At 41.1% G+C, this 15575-nt stretch carries 17 protein-coding genes; 7 read left to right on the top strand and 10 right to left on the bottom strand.

Going from position 1 to position 15575, the window contains the following annotated elements; translation table 11 throughout:
• Positions 1-32: 32 nt before the first annotated feature.
• The 3 genes from FTT88_RS11980 to FTT88_RS11970 form a co-directional block, all read right to left on the bottom strand.
• Positions 33-1211: a hypothetical protein gene (locus tag FTT88_RS11980; RefSeq protein WP_180173941.1), complete on the bottom strand. Its 1179-nt coding sequence runs from the start codon at positions 1209-1211 to the stop codon at positions 33-35.
• A 128-nt stretch (positions 1212-1339) separates the two neighbouring features.
• Positions 1340-2515 (bottom strand): MFS transporter, encoded by a 1176-nt coding sequence (locus FTT88_RS11975; protein WP_257224326.1) that lies wholly within the window; start codon positions 2513-2515, stop codon positions 1340-1342.
• A 115-nt stretch (positions 2516-2630) separates the two neighbouring features.
• Positions 2631-2897 carry a metal/formaldehyde-sensitive transcriptional repressor gene (locus FTT88_RS11970; protein WP_078194474.1) on the bottom strand — a complete coding sequence of 89 codons (267 nt, stop codon included), beginning with the start codon at positions 2895-2897 and terminating at the stop codon, positions 2631-2633.
• Between the two features lie 56 nt (positions 2898-2953).
• Between FTT88_RS11970 and dmeF the strand changes: the two genes are divergently transcribed.
• Complete coding sequence (dmeF, locus tag FTT88_RS11965; RefSeq protein WP_180173940.1) at positions 2954-3874, top strand: CDF family Co(II)/Ni(II) efflux transporter DmeF; 921 nt, start codon at positions 2954-2956, stop codon at positions 3872-3874.
• 113 nt (positions 3875-3987) lie between these two features.
• Entirely contained in the window at positions 3988-4686 is a 699-nt protein-coding gene (locus FTT88_RS11960) for a DsbC family protein (protein ID WP_168379532.1), read from the top strand.
• A 79-nt stretch (positions 4687-4765) separates the two neighbouring features.
• Here the strand turns inward: FTT88_RS11960 and FTT88_RS11955 are convergent, their stop codons facing one another.
• The 3 genes from FTT88_RS11955 to guaD form a co-directional block, all read right to left on the bottom strand.
• Entirely contained in the window at positions 4766-5023 is a 258-nt protein-coding gene (locus FTT88_RS11955) for a GlsB/YeaQ/YmgE family stress response membrane protein (RefSeq protein ID WP_078189516.1), read from the bottom strand.
• Between the two features lie 180 nt (positions 5024-5203).
• Entirely contained in the window at positions 5204-5731 is a 528-nt protein-coding gene (gene hpt, locus FTT88_RS11950; protein WP_078189517.1) for a hypoxanthine phosphoribosyltransferase, read from the bottom strand.
• Between the two features lie 225 nt (positions 5732-5956).
• Positions 5957-7273: a guanine deaminase gene (guaD, locus tag FTT88_RS11945; protein ID WP_180173939.1), complete on the bottom strand. Its 1317-nt coding sequence runs from the start codon at positions 7271-7273 to the stop codon at positions 5957-5959.
• A gap of 266 nt (positions 7274-7539) precedes the next feature.
• Here guaD and FTT88_RS11940 point away from each other — a divergent pair, with 266 nt between their 5' ends.
• Positions 7540-8118 carry a nucleotidyltransferase family protein gene (locus tag FTT88_RS11940; RefSeq protein WP_180022824.1) on the top strand — a complete coding sequence of 193 codons (579 nt, stop codon included), beginning with the start codon at positions 7540-7542 and terminating at the stop codon, positions 8116-8118.
• Between the two features lie 64 nt (positions 8119-8182).
• Here the strand turns inward: FTT88_RS11940 and FTT88_RS11935 are convergent, their stop codons facing one another.
• Entirely contained in the window at positions 8183-9148 is a 966-nt protein-coding gene (locus tag FTT88_RS11935) for a TerC family protein (RefSeq protein ID WP_078194460.1), read from the bottom strand.
• Positions 9149-9450: 302 nt separating this feature from the next.
• Positions 9451-10644 carry a sugar transporter gene (locus tag FTT88_RS11930; RefSeq protein WP_168379507.1) on the bottom strand — a complete coding sequence of 398 codons (1194 nt, stop codon included), beginning with the start codon at positions 10642-10644 and terminating at the stop codon, positions 9451-9453.
• 132 nt (positions 10645-10776) lie between these two features.
• Between FTT88_RS11930 and FTT88_RS11925 the strand changes: the two genes are divergently transcribed.
• The 3 genes from FTT88_RS11925 (at position 10777) to FTT88_RS11915 (ending at position 12796) form a co-directional block, all read left to right on the top strand.
• The gene (locus FTT88_RS11925; RefSeq protein ID WP_373684168.1) at positions 10777-11082 is read left to right on the top strand and encodes a GNAT family N-acetyltransferase; all 306 of its coding nucleotides are present in this window, start codon (positions 10777-10779) and stop codon (positions 11080-11082) included.
• A gap of 313 nt (positions 11083-11395) precedes the next feature.
• A complete protein-coding gene (locus tag FTT88_RS11920; RefSeq protein WP_257222695.1) occupies positions 11396-11722 on the top strand; it encodes a GNAT family N-acetyltransferase in 327 nt (108 codons plus the stop codon).
• A gap of 603 nt (positions 11723-12325) precedes the next feature.
• Positions 12326-12796: a BLUF domain-containing protein gene (locus tag FTT88_RS11915; RefSeq protein WP_180036062.1), complete on the top strand. Its 471-nt coding sequence runs from the start codon at positions 12326-12328 to the stop codon at positions 12794-12796.
• A gap of 61 nt (positions 12797-12857) precedes the next feature.
• Here the strand turns inward: FTT88_RS11915 and mpl are convergent, their stop codons facing one another.
• The gene (gene mpl / locus FTT88_RS11910; RefSeq protein ID WP_180173938.1) at positions 12858-14222 is read right to left on the bottom strand and encodes a UDP-N-acetylmuramate:L-alanyl-gamma-D-glutamyl-meso-diaminopimelate ligase; all 1365 of its coding nucleotides are present in this window, start codon (positions 14220-14222) and stop codon (positions 12858-12860) included.
• A 274-nt stretch (positions 14223-14496) separates the two neighbouring features.
• On the opposite strand from mpl, the gene FTT88_RS11905 reads away from it, so the two are divergent.
• Positions 14497-14835, top strand: a complete 339-nt coding sequence (locus FTT88_RS11905; RefSeq protein ID WP_078189529.1) for a DMT family protein — start codon at positions 14497-14499, stop codon at positions 14833-14835.
• Between the two features lie 129 nt (positions 14836-14964).
• Here the strand turns inward: FTT88_RS11905 and FTT88_RS11900 are convergent, their stop codons facing one another.
• Entirely contained in the window at positions 14965-15309 is a 345-nt protein-coding gene (locus FTT88_RS11900; protein WP_228157220.1) for a hypothetical protein, read from the bottom strand.
• Positions 15310-15575 lie beyond the last annotated feature (266 nt).

The raw sequence follows: 15575 nt of genomic DNA, 5'->3' as shown, positions 1-15575 counted from the left end.
TGTTCGAAAACATCGTGCTTTTTTTACATCGTTTAGCGAGGGTTTGAGCCCAAAATGATTTTAAAGATCGTTCTCAGCACATCTTTCATTTTCATCCCATAAAAAGGATTGATTGCTGCTCTTTTCGATGCGGCTTCAACTTTGACTTTGAGTGTTGCATAGTCTGGAAATTGTTGCTGTTGCGAAGATTTTTCGACCGCTGACAAAATATCAATTAAAAAAGCACGATTGATTTTTGAACTTAATGGAATGGATTGATACCACTGTTTTTCAAAGCGACGATCTAAAAAGATATCGGGAATTTCGGGGCTAGTGGCATAAAACATGGCTTTGGTGCGCATACATTTGCTGCATTGACCACAATTTTTAGGTCGAGCCGTATAGTTCACACAGATCGACAGGGTTTGTAAATCTAAGTTCGATTGGCTTAAAAATGCGGTTTTTTGTGATCGCGTGACATCATCGTCGAGGGTGATTAAGACCCCAGATCGGTTCTTCATCAATCGGTTGGATGCCGTATTTGAGCCATAGGGATGAACGAATAATTGTTGATCTAAACGGTAATCGGCTGAAATTCGATATTGCTGGTAATGTTCAAAAATCGAAGCGCAGGAAAACAGCGAAAAGATATGTGTGACATGCGAACCTTTAGGGTTACAGCCATATTTACTGTACAGCGCGTAAGCATCAGTTTTTACCACGCGACTTTGCTTAAAAACTTGGCTTCTAAAGTCATGGGTCTGATCCATTAAGGCCTGAAATTTTTCATGGTCATCAAATTTATAATCCATTCCATGCACAGTGAGACAATCAGAGTCTTGCCCATTTTCAAGAAAAGCTTTGTATGTACTATATGTGGAGTCAATTCCACCGCTAAAAAAGCTTAAATTTTGAGTGGTTTGGTTTGCCGGTGGTGTTTGGATAATCGATGCAGCACTGAGCATGACTGGTTGATATAAATCAGGTAACCAAGCGGCCCAGACAGTTGAAACCTCCCGTGCGGAGTGGAGGGTTTGTATTGAAATAGGTCCTTCTATATGCAGCGGGATGCCAAGGCGCATGGCAATGGGTAAAAAGCCCCAAACGATAAAATCATAGGTTTCTAATTGCGGTAAGGATTCAAACGGTAAAATATAGTGAATATTCCCGTATTCGCTGCTGGCGATGATTTGATTTTCCGCAGTGTTAATTTGACATTGAATTTTTAGCATTTTTTTAAATTTTTGAATCACATCACACAAGATCTTAATTTAATTTGATTGATTTTTATAGGGTTTCTTAATTGTTTTTGGGTTTAAGAAGCACCCAATACAAGATGCTTCTTGAATAAGTTCAGTGGTTAATTGGTGTTCAGACTGCGGTGCCAAAACAATAAGCCGATACACAATAAGCCTACGCCAATACAAAAACCTAAAACACCGACCATCAAGCCGAAATGATCAGATAAATAGCCGGCTGCAATAATTGGAATAATGGTGCCTAGATATCCGATAAATAAATAGGTCGAGATCACCGCAGCACGGTTTTGATTGTTGGTCATTTGATGAACTAAGCCAAATGCGCCTAAAAGCCCCAGACCATGCCCGACACCGACTAAAACATCGCTAATAAAAAACAATGCGCTCCAATGTTGGGTCATACATAGCGCAAGGAGCGCATAGCTCAGTATTAACACTATTAAGCCGGCATTGACACATTTTGCAGAAGGAATCGATTTCGCCATAAATTGCACGACAGCGGAAACCAGCAAGATACTTGCAATGGCACTACCACTGACCAAAGGGCCATGCCATGGGATTGCATCTTTGACGAAAGAGGGTGCGAGTGATGCAAATAAGCTAAAAGAGCCAAAGGCACAAAAGGCAGTTAGTCCGGCGATATAAAATCGTGAATGATCACGCTTTTCAGGCAATTCCAAATGTGGTGCCACTGAAAAAGGCTGTGGCTCAAAATTCGGTGTGCGAATAAAAAATAACCCTATTAAACACGCCAAACCCCCAAAGATCACAGGGATATAAGGGGTAATTAAAGGCTGTTCAGAGAACTGAGCGATCACCCCACCAATAAATGGGCCAAGACCAAAACCAATCACAGTTATGATTGAACTCAGCTGCGGAGCATTATTTTTATGCTGTTCAGGAATGGTATAGACCATGCCAAGCATAGCTGAGGTACTAATTAAACCCGAGGCAATGCCGATAATAAAGCGCCCGATAGATAACCACAGCGCATTACTGGCAAACACCGACAAGCTTAAACCCAAGATGATGCACGCCATACCGATTTGCAGGGTTCTTAAAAAACCAAAACTATTACTGGTACGACCTAAAAACAGCAAGGTCGCTAGGCAACCAAACATGTAGGCAACAAAGATATAGGTGATATGACTCGGCAGCAGTCCCCAAAGTTGTTGATAAATGGGATACAGAGGACTAGCTAGCGCTGTACCAATAGTGCCCATACAGAGTGCAAGGCTCACCATGATAAATGGTCGCCAAGAGGGAGATGTGGTCATTTTAAAGTCGCAGAGGTACAGTCAATAGGGTCAATATTGTGCTGCATGAGAAAGAAGGAAATATGGGCTCAGTTTAATGCCGATTGTTTTCTATGGTCAAATCACAGTTGTAACTTTATCCATAGCGTTTAAGCAGTTTTACAAATTCTTCCAGTTCTGCTTCATTAATTTCAGCATCTTGAGGCAATACATGATGGCGTAAATGTGCTTCGATTAATTCATTCATTAATCCATTCACTGCACCCTTGATGGCCGCAACCTGTTGTAAAACCTCGATACACCCTGCTTCGGGTTGCTGTAAAGCCAGTTCGACCGCATTGACCTGACCTTGTAGACGTTTAACCCGATTTAAAATCTTTTTGTCCTGATGTAAATGACTCAACACTTTCTCCCGAAAATAAATATACTATGGGGGAGTATATTTAAGCATAGAACCTAATGAAAACTTCCCCATCCATCCGAATTCATCATCATCAATTTGATGAAGGTAATCCACTCGCACAAAAACGGATCTTAATTGCCACTATTTTAACGGCAGTCATGATGTTGTTAGAAGTTATTGGCGGATGGATTTTTAATTCGATGGCATTATTGGCTGATGGTTGGCATATGAGTTCACATATGTTGGCATTAGGCTTGGCCTATTTTGCCTATCGTGCGGCACGCCACTATGCCCAAGACGCTCGTTTTAGCTTTGGAACTTGGAAAATTGAAATTTTAGCGGGCTATAGCAGCGCGATATTATTGATGGTCGTTGCTGCATTTATGGCTTTTCATTCGGTGGAACGCTTATTCAACCCGGTCCAAATTCATTATAACGAAGCAATCCCTATTGCGATTTTAGGTCTGGTGGTGAACTTGATCTGTGCTTGGTTATTGCATGATGACCATCACCATCACCATCACCATCACCATCACCATCATCATCACGACCTCAATCAGAAAGCAGCCTTCATGCATGTGGTTGCTGATGCGGTGACTTCTGTGTTGGCGATTGTGGCTTTATTTGCCGGAAAATGGATGGGCTGGGGTTTTTTAGATGCGCTATTGGGGATTGTCGGTGCAGTTCTAGTTGGCAAATGGGCCATTGGCTTGATGAAAGAAACTGGACAAACATTACTGGATGCGGAAATGGATCACCCTGTCGTTGATGAGATTCGAGAAGTTTTAATGCAATTGCCTGTCGACGTCGATGTGACCGATTTACATGTGTGGAAAGTGGGTAAAGGTCAGTTTTCGTGTATTGTGGCCTTAGAAACCAGTCAGGCATTGAGCGCAGATGAAGTGCGTCAAGCGCTGTCGATTCATGAAGAAATTGTACATGTGTCTGTTGAAATTAATTCACCTGATGCAGCTTAATATGTTCCACGTGAAACGGCATGTAGCTATTGCGTAATGAACTGAAAAAAGCCCAAGACTTTCACGTGTTAAGGCTTAGAATGCTGAATCAATTAAATGTTGAAGTTTGGTCTATGTTGAAAAAAATATGTGCGTTGGCGTTGAGTACCACCCTTTCGACTTTTGCTTTGGCAGATGCAGCACACGTTCAAAAGCTCTTGGCAGAAAAGCACCCCGGTTTAAAAATTGAGAATATTCAAAGTACCGAAATGCCGGGCATATATAGCGGCTTTGTTGAAGATCAAGTTTTGTATTTGAGTGAAAATGCGGATTATGTGATCGCAGGTTCTATGATCCGTTTAAAAGATCAAAAGAATCTGACCAAACAATTGATCCTCGGTCAGCAAAAAACTGAGTGGAATAAACTTCCATTACAAGATGCGATTAAAACAGTCAGGGGGAATGGGAAGCGCCAAATCGCGATCTTTTCTGACCCAAATTGCCCATATTGTAAGAAGCTTGAAGTAGAGCTGGCAAAACTCAATGATGTGACCATTTATACTTTTGTCACAGCGATAAAACCGCAGTCGTTGGCGCCATCTAAGCAGATTTTTTGTGAGTCAAACCCTGTTATGGCCTGGGATAATTTAATCAATAAGGGAATTCAACCGAAGTCAGCGAAAAGTTGTGCAAACCCCATTGATCGAAATTTAAAATTAGCTAAAAGCTTAAAACTAAGTGGTACACCGGGAATCGTATTTGCCAATGGTTCGATCTTAACCGGTGCTTACCCTGCTGCTGAATTAGAATCGATGTTAAAAGAGATCAAATAATTTCAGCTGTACGTCATGAATAAAATATAAATAAAAAAATACCCGTCTACAGGCGGGTATTTTAATGGCGCTATAAAAATTAGACGCGGGTTTTTTTCGTTACAAGGTTATAGATAAACAACACGATGATCGCACCAATGACGGAAGCGATAAATCCTGCAGCAGAATTTTCTCCATATAGACCTAATAAACGTCCGCCATAGGTCGCAAGTAAGGAACCTGCAATCCCGAGAATGGTGGTCATGATGAAACCGGCTTTGTCATCTCCAGGATGGATCGCACGTGCAATTAAACCAGCAATAAAACCAACAACAATCGCAACAATGAGTGACCACATAGTAACTCTCCTTTTGTTATCATGTATTTGTTTTTTACGACTTGTTCAATCTTTATCTTTAATCAAAACTGCGCAGAGCTATAGCCTAAACATGCAAAAAACTGTTGTTTTTTTGTTCAAAAATAGCCCAAAAAATAAAAAAAAAGTGGCCTTCGGCCACTCTTAAGTATCTGATCTGGCTTAGAGACCAATTTCGCCAATAAATGGAATATGACGATATTTTTGATCATAGTCCAAACCATAACCCACGATAAATTTATCTTCGACTTCAAAACCTAAAAATTTTACATCGAGGTCAATTTCACGACGTGAAGGCTTGCTGACCAAAGTACAAAGCTCGATTGAGTTTGGATTACGCGTCTGTAAAATTTCTAAAACTTTGCTTAAGGTATTTCCTGAATCGATAATATCTTCAACCACTAAGACATCTTTATCCTTAATGTCTCCGTCTAAATCTTTTAAGATTTTTACATCACGAGTAGATACGGTCCCACCGCCATAACTTGAAACGGTCATGAAATCGAGTTCATGCGGTTTTGAAATCGCGCGGCAAAGGTCAGCCATAAAAATAACGGAACCACGTAATAGACCGATTAACACCAACTCTTTGTCGCTGTTAGCATAGTGTGCATCAATTTTTGCGCCAAGCTCTTTCACTTTAGCTTGAATTTCTTCAGTGGAAATCAGTACGCTCATTTGAACAGACATGGGTAGATACCTAAAAAAGCAAATCAAAAAAATAAAAAAGGTGTTGACTTGCAACACCTCTAAAGATGAACCAATTTTAATACATCTGGCTCGCAGATGCATCTTTTTTGCCGTTGAAAATGTAATCAGTTTTTCTTGGAAGTGCTGTCACGCTTGAGTAAGCACAGACAAGCGACGGCAATCAGTCCAATTTTCAACGCTGTTTTTCGTCTTGGTCGAGCCGTTTTATGCTTTGACATAGGCACATTGTCCAAACACATAGGTGGCATGGATATTACGATCATCACCCATCAGCATCAGGGCAAATAAAGCATCTTCCAGATTTTTGGCACGTTGTTGACGTAGGGCTTGTAGAGCCGTGGCTTTTAAATCGAGCACCACAAAATCTGCTTCTTTGCCCAAATCAAAGTTTCCAAGTTTGTCCTCTAGGTCTAAGGCTTTTGCCCCCCCTAACGTGGCATGGTACAGCGCTTCAAATGCGGACAGTTTATCGCCTTGAAGTTGTTGAACTTTGTAGGCTTCATTGATGGTTTGTAGTTGGTTAAATGAGGTGCCTGCACCAATGTCTGTGCCTAAGCCGACTTTCACCTGTTTTTCCCATGTTTTCTTTAATGGAAATAAACCACTGCCTAAGAACAAATTCGAGGTTGGACAAAACGCAATGGCAGAGTTGGTCTGATGCATACAGTCCCATTCAGCATCTTCCAAATGCACGCAGTGCGCAAACACGGAACGTGATCCGGTCAGACCATAATGATGATAAACGTCTAAATAGCCTTTTTGCTCAGGGAATAATGATTTGACCCACGCAATTTCATTTTTATTTTCACTCAAATGCGTATGCACATAAACATCAGGATACTCGGCTTTTAGCTCCCCTGCCCGTGCCAATTGTTCAGGCGTTGAGGTTGGGGCAAAACGAGGCGTGATGGCATACAGGTTACGGCCCTTGCCATGCCACTTTTCGATGAGTACTTTGGAGTCGTTGTAGCCACTCTCAGCTGTGTCACATAATGCTTCAGGGGCATGTCGATCCATCATGACCTTACCGGCAATTAAGCGCATCTGATGCTGTTCTGCAGCTTTAAATAAAGCATCGACCGATTGTGGATGAACGGTACAAAAAACAAGAGCTGTTGTGGTTCCGTTTTTGAGTAACTCGTTTACAAAGAACTGTGCAATTTGCTCTGCATAAGCCGGATCTTCAAATTGGATTTCAGTTGGAAAGGTATAGGTATCAAGCCATTCCAGTAGCTGTTCACCATAAGCCCCCATCATTTCCGTTTGTGGATAATGGATGTGGGTATCGATGAAACCCGGAACAATCAATTGATCTGGATAATGCTGTACTTCAACCTGATCTGGGAGATGGTGTTGTCCCTCAGACCATGGACCGAACCATTGAATTTTTCCGGCTTGCGTAATCAGCAAACCATCTTCGAAATAGCGCACTTGGTCGTGAATTTCACGTGCTTGGGCAACTGTATTCTGAATATCTAGAAAGCGACCACGGATCGCTGTAGATGCGATAACAGAAGACATGACATACCTGCAGTTTAGAATTTTTTCGGTTGATTGTAGCCCAATTTGGTTCAAAATACCGTTAGAGTAATTGTGAAAATGTGTTCTAAAAAATAGAACAGCTGTTTATGAGTGATTCTGTTTTTTTGTTCATTGTGTTTGATTTGAATAATACAAAAGCATTGAGCTGTATACATTGCATCGATGAATGAATAAAGACCATGAGTCGCAACGCTTGCTATATTGATCTCAAGAGCGCCCTTTAAAAAACGACAATGAACCCTTTAATGTACATGCGTTATTCAGACCAATTAAAACATGACCTATTGCAGCATCAAGGCATCATGCAGATTTTACATGCCCTGTATGCCATAGATACACAGGCTTATTTGGCTGCAGGCGTGGTTCGTAATTTGATTTGGTCACAGCGACATCAACAACACTATGCACTGGAAGGCACAGAAGTCGATGTGATTTATTATGCGGAACATGATGATGGAACACAGGGTTACAGGATTCAACAGCAGATGCAGTTGGATTTTCCTCACATTCATTGGGATGTCACCAACCAAGCGACAGTACACCAGTGGTATCGCTTGGAAAATGGCGAGCCGATACAGGCGCTCAAGTCGATTGAGCATGCGCTATCTTTGTGGCCAGAAACTGCCACTGCCATCGCCGTTAAATTGGATGATCAACAACAAATACAGCTGATTGCTCCTTTGGGTTTAGATGATTTATTTGAGTTAAATGTCCGTTGGAACCCACGTTTAGTCAGTCAGGCGACTTTTTTGCAGCGTGTGCAGCAAAAACAATTTTTACAACGCTGGCCGAAACTCAAACTCTTGATGACGCCTGAAGCTTAGCTCATGGCTTTATTACAGAATAAAAAAGCCTTCTCGAAAGAAGGCTTTTATTTATCTAAGCGTTTTATAACGTGGTTTGATGGTACTTCTTACTGTGTCGGATTGATAACCATGCAGTAATGGTTAAGGTCACCACAATAAAACCGAGTGAAATCCAAATTGGCATGTGGAACACATCGAGCAATAGCATCTTAGCGCCAATAAATACCAGGATAATGCCCAGACCATATGGTAAGTAATGCATTTTCGATGCAGCACCTGACAAGAGGAAGAACATTGCACGTAGACCTAAAATCGCCATTAAGTTTGCCGTCAGTACAATGAATGGGTCAGAGGTAACCGCAAAGATCGCTGGGATTGAGTCAACCGCAAAAATGACGTCCGATGCTTCAACCAAGATCAACACTAAAAAGAGCGGCGTTGCCCATAAGACACCATTTTGACGAACAAAGAATTTATCTTCATGCATCTGAGGGGTAATACGCATGTGTTTACGTAGCCACTTCAAAATCGCCATATCTTCGATATCTTTATCTTCTTCGTCTTGGCCTTTAAGGAATTTAAAGCCGGTATACACTAGGAATGCACCGAAGATGTACAGCACCCAAGAGAATTCTTGAACGAACCATGCCCCAATAAAAATAAAGATGGTACGCAGTACAATTGCACCAAGGACACCGTAGAGCAACAGTTTACGTTGCAAAGCCGGTGGAATGGCAAAGGCAGCAAAGATCATGAGCCAGACAAAAACGTTATCAATTGCGAGTGATTTTTCGAGCAGATAACCAGCGAAATATTCCATGACTTTGGTGTTTGCAACAGCGACACCAGCGGTTTGCTGTAAGTAGAGCCACAATGCACCACCGAATAAGGTAGCCACAGAGACCCATGCAATACTCCAATAGGCAGCGGTTTTGACTTTGATTTCTTGGCCTTTGTTATTTTTAAAGCCTAAAAAGTCGATGAGTAGCATGATGGTGACTAAACCGAAAAATGCCAGATATAGCCATAATGAGCCAATCGTTTCCATGTGTATTCTCCACATCTAACAACCAGCCATAAAAAAACCTCGACCAGTTGCCAGACGAAATAAAACGCCTGAGACAACATGATCAAGGTCTTGCCTACATCGTACTGTAATGATTTTCAGCAGCGATGCTCAGATACCGACTTTTTGCAAAGTGTAATGACGATATTCTGACACGTAAAACAAGGTTTACGTTTGGAGGAGGCTACTCCCCTTGTTCAAATTTTGTTTTGGACACTGTCCAAATATGCGGCAAAGCATGACAGTTTTTAGTACAAAGTGCAATCGGCAATTTGCGAATTCATTTAATGTGTCACGGGAGGATTAAAATCACCACGGTGTACCAACGCTAAGGCTAAAAGTGTGCCGATCACGGCGATGATTCCTCCGATCACGCCAATATAACTCAAACCGAAATGTACGCTGACCATGCCGCCCAAGAGTGCGCCACCGCCAATCCCGACATTATAAAGTCCCGAATAAATAGCCATGGCGACATCTGTGGCGTCGGATGCGAGATGCAGCGTCTTTGACTGTAATGCGAGACTAAATCCAATGATACTCATGCCCCATAATAAGCACACCGCGCTCACACCTGTAAAACTTAAAGAAACAGGAAGCAACAGCAGCATGGATAAAGCCAGTGTGGCCGTACTCAAAGGAATCGCAACTTTAGGATATTTCCCACCAAATTTCCCAAAAAGATAAGATCCCAGAAAGCCTGCAGCACCAAAGATTAATAACAACGTGGTGGTTTGCATGGAGCTAAATGCAGCAATGTTGAGTGAGAACGGTTCGATATAGCTATATGCGGTAAATTGCGCGCTAATTACGATAATGGTTAATGCAAAGACCATCATTAAGCTTGGACGGCGAATAAACTGTTTTAGGCTGCTTAGCGAGCCAGAGTTCAAACTCGGCAGTATTGGCAGCGTTTTGGCTAAAATCAGGCAAACGATACTGGCGCCAATGCCAATCAGAGCAAAGGTATTTCGCCAACCATAGGCTTCTCCGACCATACGCCCAAACGGAATACCGAGAACCATCGCCAAAGCTGTGCCTGTGGCCAAAAGCCCTAAGGCTTGAAATTCTTTGCCTTTCGGCGCAACACGTACCGCCAGCGATGCAGTAATTGACCAAAAAAGTGCATGCGAGAAGGCAATGCCAATGCGACTGAGCAATAAAGTATTAAAGCTCCATGCGAAATACGACAGAATATGGCTGACAATAAACACCATAAATAAGCAAATCAGGAGTGAACGACGTTCAATATTTTTGGTCAATAACATGATTGGCAAAGAAATCGGCGCAACCACCCATGCATAGAGCGTAATCATGATGCCGACATCGGTCGCGGCCAAGCTAAAGGTTTTGCCAATATCGCTGAGTAAAGCGACAGGTACAAATTCAGTGGTATTAAAAATAAATGCTGCGAAAGCCAAAGCAATCACAGCCGTCCAAGAGCCAGAAGAAGCCGTTTCGGAGGGAGAGGCAGACATGAGTGTCTTCAAATAAATAAAGTGGCTTATTTTACTATGCTCTATACACAAGCAGGAACCGATTTAAGCCCTGTGCATGCGGTTTAAATTAATACAAAAACAACAGAGTTGACCTGCATTACATGCCAATTTATAAAAAAATGGAGGAAATTTAAGATGTTTGTACAACAAGATGATGATCAAAAAAAAGGAGCTTTTTTTGTTGAGCAAGATGGGGACCGTTTGGCAGAGATGACTTACTCATGGGCAGGCGATGATAAATTTATTATTGATCATACCGATGTCAGTGACAGCTTGCGAGGACAAGGTGTTGGGCGACATCTCCTCGATGCAGCAGTGAATTTTGCTCGGGAAAAGAACGTGAAAATTATTCCGCTCTGCCCTTTTGCAAAATCTGTATTTGATAAAGATGAATCGATTCGTGATGTTCTACGCTAATACGCTAAATTGTATAGCGTGATGTGAATTAATCATTTGGATAAATAAAAACAGCCTGATCGTATTGCAATCAGGCTGTTTTATTTGAAATCTAGTTGTGAAGTTGAATTAAGATCGTGATTTATACAGCGATACAACCAAGCATGCTGCAGCAATCAGTAATACAAAGATGGCGATGATATAAAGGTCCATAATAAAAATATCCGGCAAATGTGATTTAATTGTTTTTTAATTAATGTGAAAGGTGTACGGATTTATTATCACCTACAGTTGAATATAGGTCGTTTAAGTTCTGTACCAATCACTTTCTCGTTTGTTACACGGTGTATTTTTTCATAAAAAGGAAGAAAAAACAGTGACTATGCAACATCAAGATAATGGTCAAAAAGGTGAATTTTTTCAGTTAAATGCTGAGGGTGTACGCCTTGCAGAAATGAGTTATCTATGGCGTGATGAACACACTATTGTGGCAAATCACACGTGGGTAGATGATTCCTTACGTGGGCAAGGGGTTGCTCGTGTGTTATTGGATCATTTGGTGGAGTTCGCTCGTGAGAAACACTTAAAAATTATTCCAACCTGTTCTTATGTAGAGGTGATGTTTCGTCGAGACCAGACATTAGCCGATGTTCAAGCCTAAAAAAGCCCGCGATGCGGGCGTTTTTATCTGTATGAAAGTTTAAAAAATGAGTGGTGCTCAATTGAGTTTGAGTTTCAACAGCGTTGATGGTGTTTTGACGATATGTGGCCACAATTGGAACAAAATCGAGCAGATCAATATTCCTAAAACCAAGCTTAAACACATGATATTTAATAAAGCAAAATCATTCAGCACGAAATAAATACTGCCAATGGTCATCATCATTAGTAAATAAATAAGATAGTGAGGAATCACGGTGCGCAGTGTTATTCCTAAAATAAATGAGCAAATAACGACATTAAAAAAATCTGAAACGCCAAAATTATTCAGTATGATCAAGGCAGCAAAATATACACAAGTGATCGATAAAAAAATGAGTAAATTTTTAAGCATGGTCGGCCTCTTTATTCATCTTCAAATGGAAATAATTTCATTGTTTTAATATGTATAAGTTTAAAAAAATGAAGGTGATATCGGTATACGTGATCTTGGTTTTGTGTTGTAAGTTAAAAAGCACATTTGATTAAAAAATATACAAATATTTTACTCATTCTGTAGCGATTTCTACGTTAAAATCGTGCAAATACTTTAAGAATAAACACAATGATACAACTCTGTTATGCCAGTACACGTGTAGAACAACAATTTGATTTAATACAAGATTTAAGTGATATTTTGGTGAGAGCCCGCAGCTTTAATACTGAAAAAAATATTTTTGGCGTGCTGTACTATGCAGAAGGCCGGTTCTTCCAATGCCTGCAAGGTGAGCAAGCGGCACTCGAACAGCTTTTTCAGCATATTATGCAAGATACGCGGCATCGGGATATTGTGCGTTATCCTGATCAAACTATTGATCAAATCGATTTTTCAAAATGGTCGATGAAATATGTAAATCGACATAGTGAAATTGCCAGTTTATTCCAGCGCTTTGGACATTCAAGCTTTCAACCAAACCTGCTTAATACGGAACAAATTCAGGCGTTTTTAACGACATTGTTAAGATTAGAAAATGTTGAACAGCCGGTTAAGCTGGATTTAGGCTATAAAAACCGAGGCTATCAGCATTATTTTTAAGCTGAGTGTGAATAAAAAAAAAGCCCGCGCAGCGGGCTTTTTTTTATTTTATCTAGTGGGTTTAGGCTTTTAATGCACTGATCAACTTCTGATGTAAACCACCAAAACCGCCATTCGACATAATCACCACAGCATCGCCCTCGCCTGCCTCGCTTACGATGGTTTGAATGATGTCATCCAGTGAACGAGCCACCACAGCTTTATTCGTAGCAGCTTCAAGCACAGGCTGTAGATCCCAATCCAAACCTTCAGGTTGATACCAAATCACTTCATCCGCTAAGCGTGCAGAATGTGCAAGGCCATCTTTATGGCTACCCATGCGCATGGTGTTAGAACGTGGTTCGATTACCGCCCAAAGCTTACGTTGACCCAGACGCTTACGCGCACCTTCTAACGTGGTATCAATCGCCGTTGGGTGATGTGCAAAGTCGTCATACACTTCAATGCCACGGATTGTGCCCAAAAGCTCCATACGACGTTTTACACCGCCAAAGTTTGAAAGTGCTTCGCACGCCGTTTCAATCGAAACACCGACATGTTCAGCCGCAGCAATGGTTGCCAAAGCATTGGCTACACTGTGTTGCCCAGTCATATTCCATTTGACTTCGCCTTTTACCACACCGTGTTGTAATACTTTGAAGTGAGAACCATCGTTCGATAGTTGTTCTGCGTACAGTTCAGACTTTTCATTGGCATCTAAAGATGTACGCACTACAGGTGTCCAGCAGCCCATTTCCAAGACTTCATCAATATTTGTCTCTGTGATGGGCGCAATGATACGGCCTTCACTTGGAATAGTACGCACTAGATGATGGAATTGTTTTTGAATCGCCGCCAAGTTGTCGAAGATATCGGCATGGTCAAATTCAAGGTTATTTAAAATCGCCGTTTTTGGATGATAATGCACGAACTTCGAACGTTTGTCGAAGAATGCAGAATCGTATTCATCGGCTTCTACACAGAAGTATTTTCCACCGCCTAAACGTGCACTCTCAGTGAAACCCAATGGCACACCGCCAATCAAGAAACCTGGGTTTAAACCTGCTTGATCGAGGACCCAAGCGAGCATGGTCGTTGTTGTCGTTTTACCATGGGTGCCTGCAACACCTAAGACATGTTTACCTTGTAGCACGTGGTCTGCAAGGAACTGTGGGCCAGAAATATAAGGCAGGCCTTCGTTCAGCATGTATTCCACTGCATCAATGCCACGTTTCATTGCATTGCCGACAATCACGAGATCTGGGTGTGGTTGAAGGTGGCTACGGTCATAGCCTTGCATTAAGGTAATGCCTGCATTTTCCAATTGGGTAGACATTGGTGGGTAAACGTTTTGGTCTGAACCCGTCACCTTATGTCCTAAATCACGCGCCAAGAGCGCCAATGAACCCATAAAGGTGCCACAAATACCCAAGATATGCAGATGCATTCGTTCTAACTCCACTGCTTTTATCGACACATCACTTTGTTATTGTGGTGTTGTCATTATAGATTTGGTTGAAAAGGTTAATTTCATTTGAGAGCAACCATAGCAAGGGTCTTAGCGAAAAGATAGATTTTTTTGTATGAGATCGTGCAAAAAGATTGAGCACGTAACTGATCAAATGTACGCAATTTTCTTGAGGATAAAAACACGGAAAATAGGCGCGAAATCATGATGAAAAACGTACAATAAGCGCAATTTTTTGCGATCTTGATTGCTTATGTCACTTGCCCTATTTTTATTGATTATCTCCAACTGTTTTATGACTTTGGCCTGGTATGGACATCTGAAATTTCTACATGATGCGCCGCTCTGGCAAGCGATTTTATTTGGATGGGCTATAGCATTACTCGAATATAGTTTTATGATCCCAGCAACGCGACTGTTGGCCAAACATGGGTGGTCTTTGGGTCAAATGAAAATCACACAAGAAGTCGTGACGCTATTGGTCTTCGTTCCATTTATGATTTTCCTTTTTAAACAACCCTTTAAGTTGGACTATTTGTGGGCAGGTTTATGCCTTTTTGGATGTGTCTATTTCGTGTTTCGCAGTGCTTAACTGATCCAATGCTGCATGGCTCTGATCATTTAAGTGAGGCGTGTTTGCAGGCATTTTTGAGGACTTTACTAAACTCACGGTCTCGTGGAGTGGGATCTTCATAGTCAAAGGCATAATCACTCTCATTGGTTAGTACAGTCTTTGACCGTCTGCTTCAAAGTCCATGAGTGCAAAACCAAAGCTTTGGTCATCACAATACACACGATATTCTGAAATTGAATACATGTTATCACGGCCATCATCTGCTTTGTAATAGCCTGTCATCTTGAACGACTCACGTTCATCAATGATCGATTTGCCAGTGACTAAAAATTTTTCGTGGATGTAGCCATTACTCTTAATCTGGCTGTTATAGCCTTTTTGTTTCTGTAAGAGGTTAAATTCTATTTCAAATTGGCTGGTATTGAGTTGAACCAGTTGGGCAAAACTCTGAGAGCTTAAGGCTAAAGTGAGCAGGATGAAGATCTGTTTCATCTTTAAAGTGTCTTATAAATATTGATTTAATAAAAGTTTTTATAAAATTGAAAAAAATAAAAATAATTTTATAAAAATATTATGGAGTTTTCTCTTTAAAGACAACCGTTAAATTTTATCAAATGGAGCGTAGAACTCTGTCCTTCAGGTCAGAGATATAAGCGACACGACATGAAGTGTCGTTTGATTTAACTAAGGACTATTTTCCTTGAGTTTTGATTGTTAATATAAGTACATGAAAACCCTTAAATTACGTATAAAAGATA

The sequence above is a fragment of the Acinetobacter sp. YH01024 genome (genome assembly GCF_013420195.1).
Classification (GTDB): Bacteria; Pseudomonadota; Gammaproteobacteria; order Pseudomonadales; family Moraxellaceae; genus Acinetobacter; species Acinetobacter amyesii.
Note: the sequence above shows the minus strand (reverse complement) of the source record. Positions and strands in the feature narration are given on the sequence as shown.

Bases quoted from the DNA above. Each gene is read 5' to 3' on its own strand.
- hpt (WP_078189517.1), bottom strand. From the start codon at position 5,731: ATGTCTGTTCAAATGAGCGTACTGATTTCCACTGAAGAAATTCAAGCT.
- FTT88_RS11915 (WP_180036062.1), top strand. From the start codon at position 12,326: ATGATACAACTCTGTTATGCCAGTACACGTGTAGAACAACAATTTGAT.
- FTT88_RS11935 (WP_078194460.1), bottom strand. From the start codon at position 9,148: ATGGAAACGATTGGCTCATTATGGCTATATCTGGCATTTTTCGGTTTA.
- FTT88_RS11930 (WP_168379507.1), bottom strand. From the start codon at position 10,644: ATGTCTGCCTCTCCCTCCGAAACGGCTTCTTCTGGCTCTTGGACGGCT.
- guaD (WP_180173939.1), bottom strand. From the start codon at position 7,273: ATGTCTTCTGTTATCGCATCTACAGCGATCCGTGGTCGCTTTCTAGAT.
- dmeF (WP_180173940.1), top strand. From the start codon at position 2,954: ATGAAAACTTCCCCATCCATCCGAATTCATCATCATCAATTTGATGAA.
- FTT88_RS11975 (WP_257224326.1), bottom strand. From the start codon at position 2,515: ATGACCACATCTCCCTCTTGGCGACCATTTATCATGGTGAGCCTTGCA.
- FTT88_RS11980 (WP_180173941.1), bottom strand. From the start codon at position 1,211: ATGCTAAAAATTCAATGTCAAATTAACACTGCGGAAAATCAAATCATC.
- FTT88_RS11900 (WP_228157220.1), bottom strand. From the start codon at position 15,309: ATGAAACAGATCTTCATCCTGCTCACTTTAGCCTTAAGCTCTCAGAGT.
- FTT88_RS11905 (WP_078189529.1), top strand. From the start codon at position 14,497: ATGTCACTTGCCCTATTTTTATTGATTATCTCCAACTGTTTTATGACT.
- mpl (WP_180173938.1), bottom strand. From the start codon at position 14,222: ATGCATCTGCATATCTTGGGTATTTGTGGCACCTTTATGGGTTCATTG.
- FTT88_RS11955 (WP_078189516.1), bottom strand. From the start codon at position 5,023: ATGTGGTCACTCATTGTTGCGATTGTTGTTGGTTTTATTGCTGGTTTA.
- FTT88_RS11960 (WP_168379532.1), top strand. From the start codon at position 3,988: ATGTTGAAAAAAATATGTGCGTTGGCGTTGAGTACCACCCTTTCGACT.
- FTT88_RS11940 (WP_180022824.1), top strand. From the start codon at position 7,540: ATGTACATGCGTTATTCAGACCAATTAAAACATGACCTATTGCAGCAT.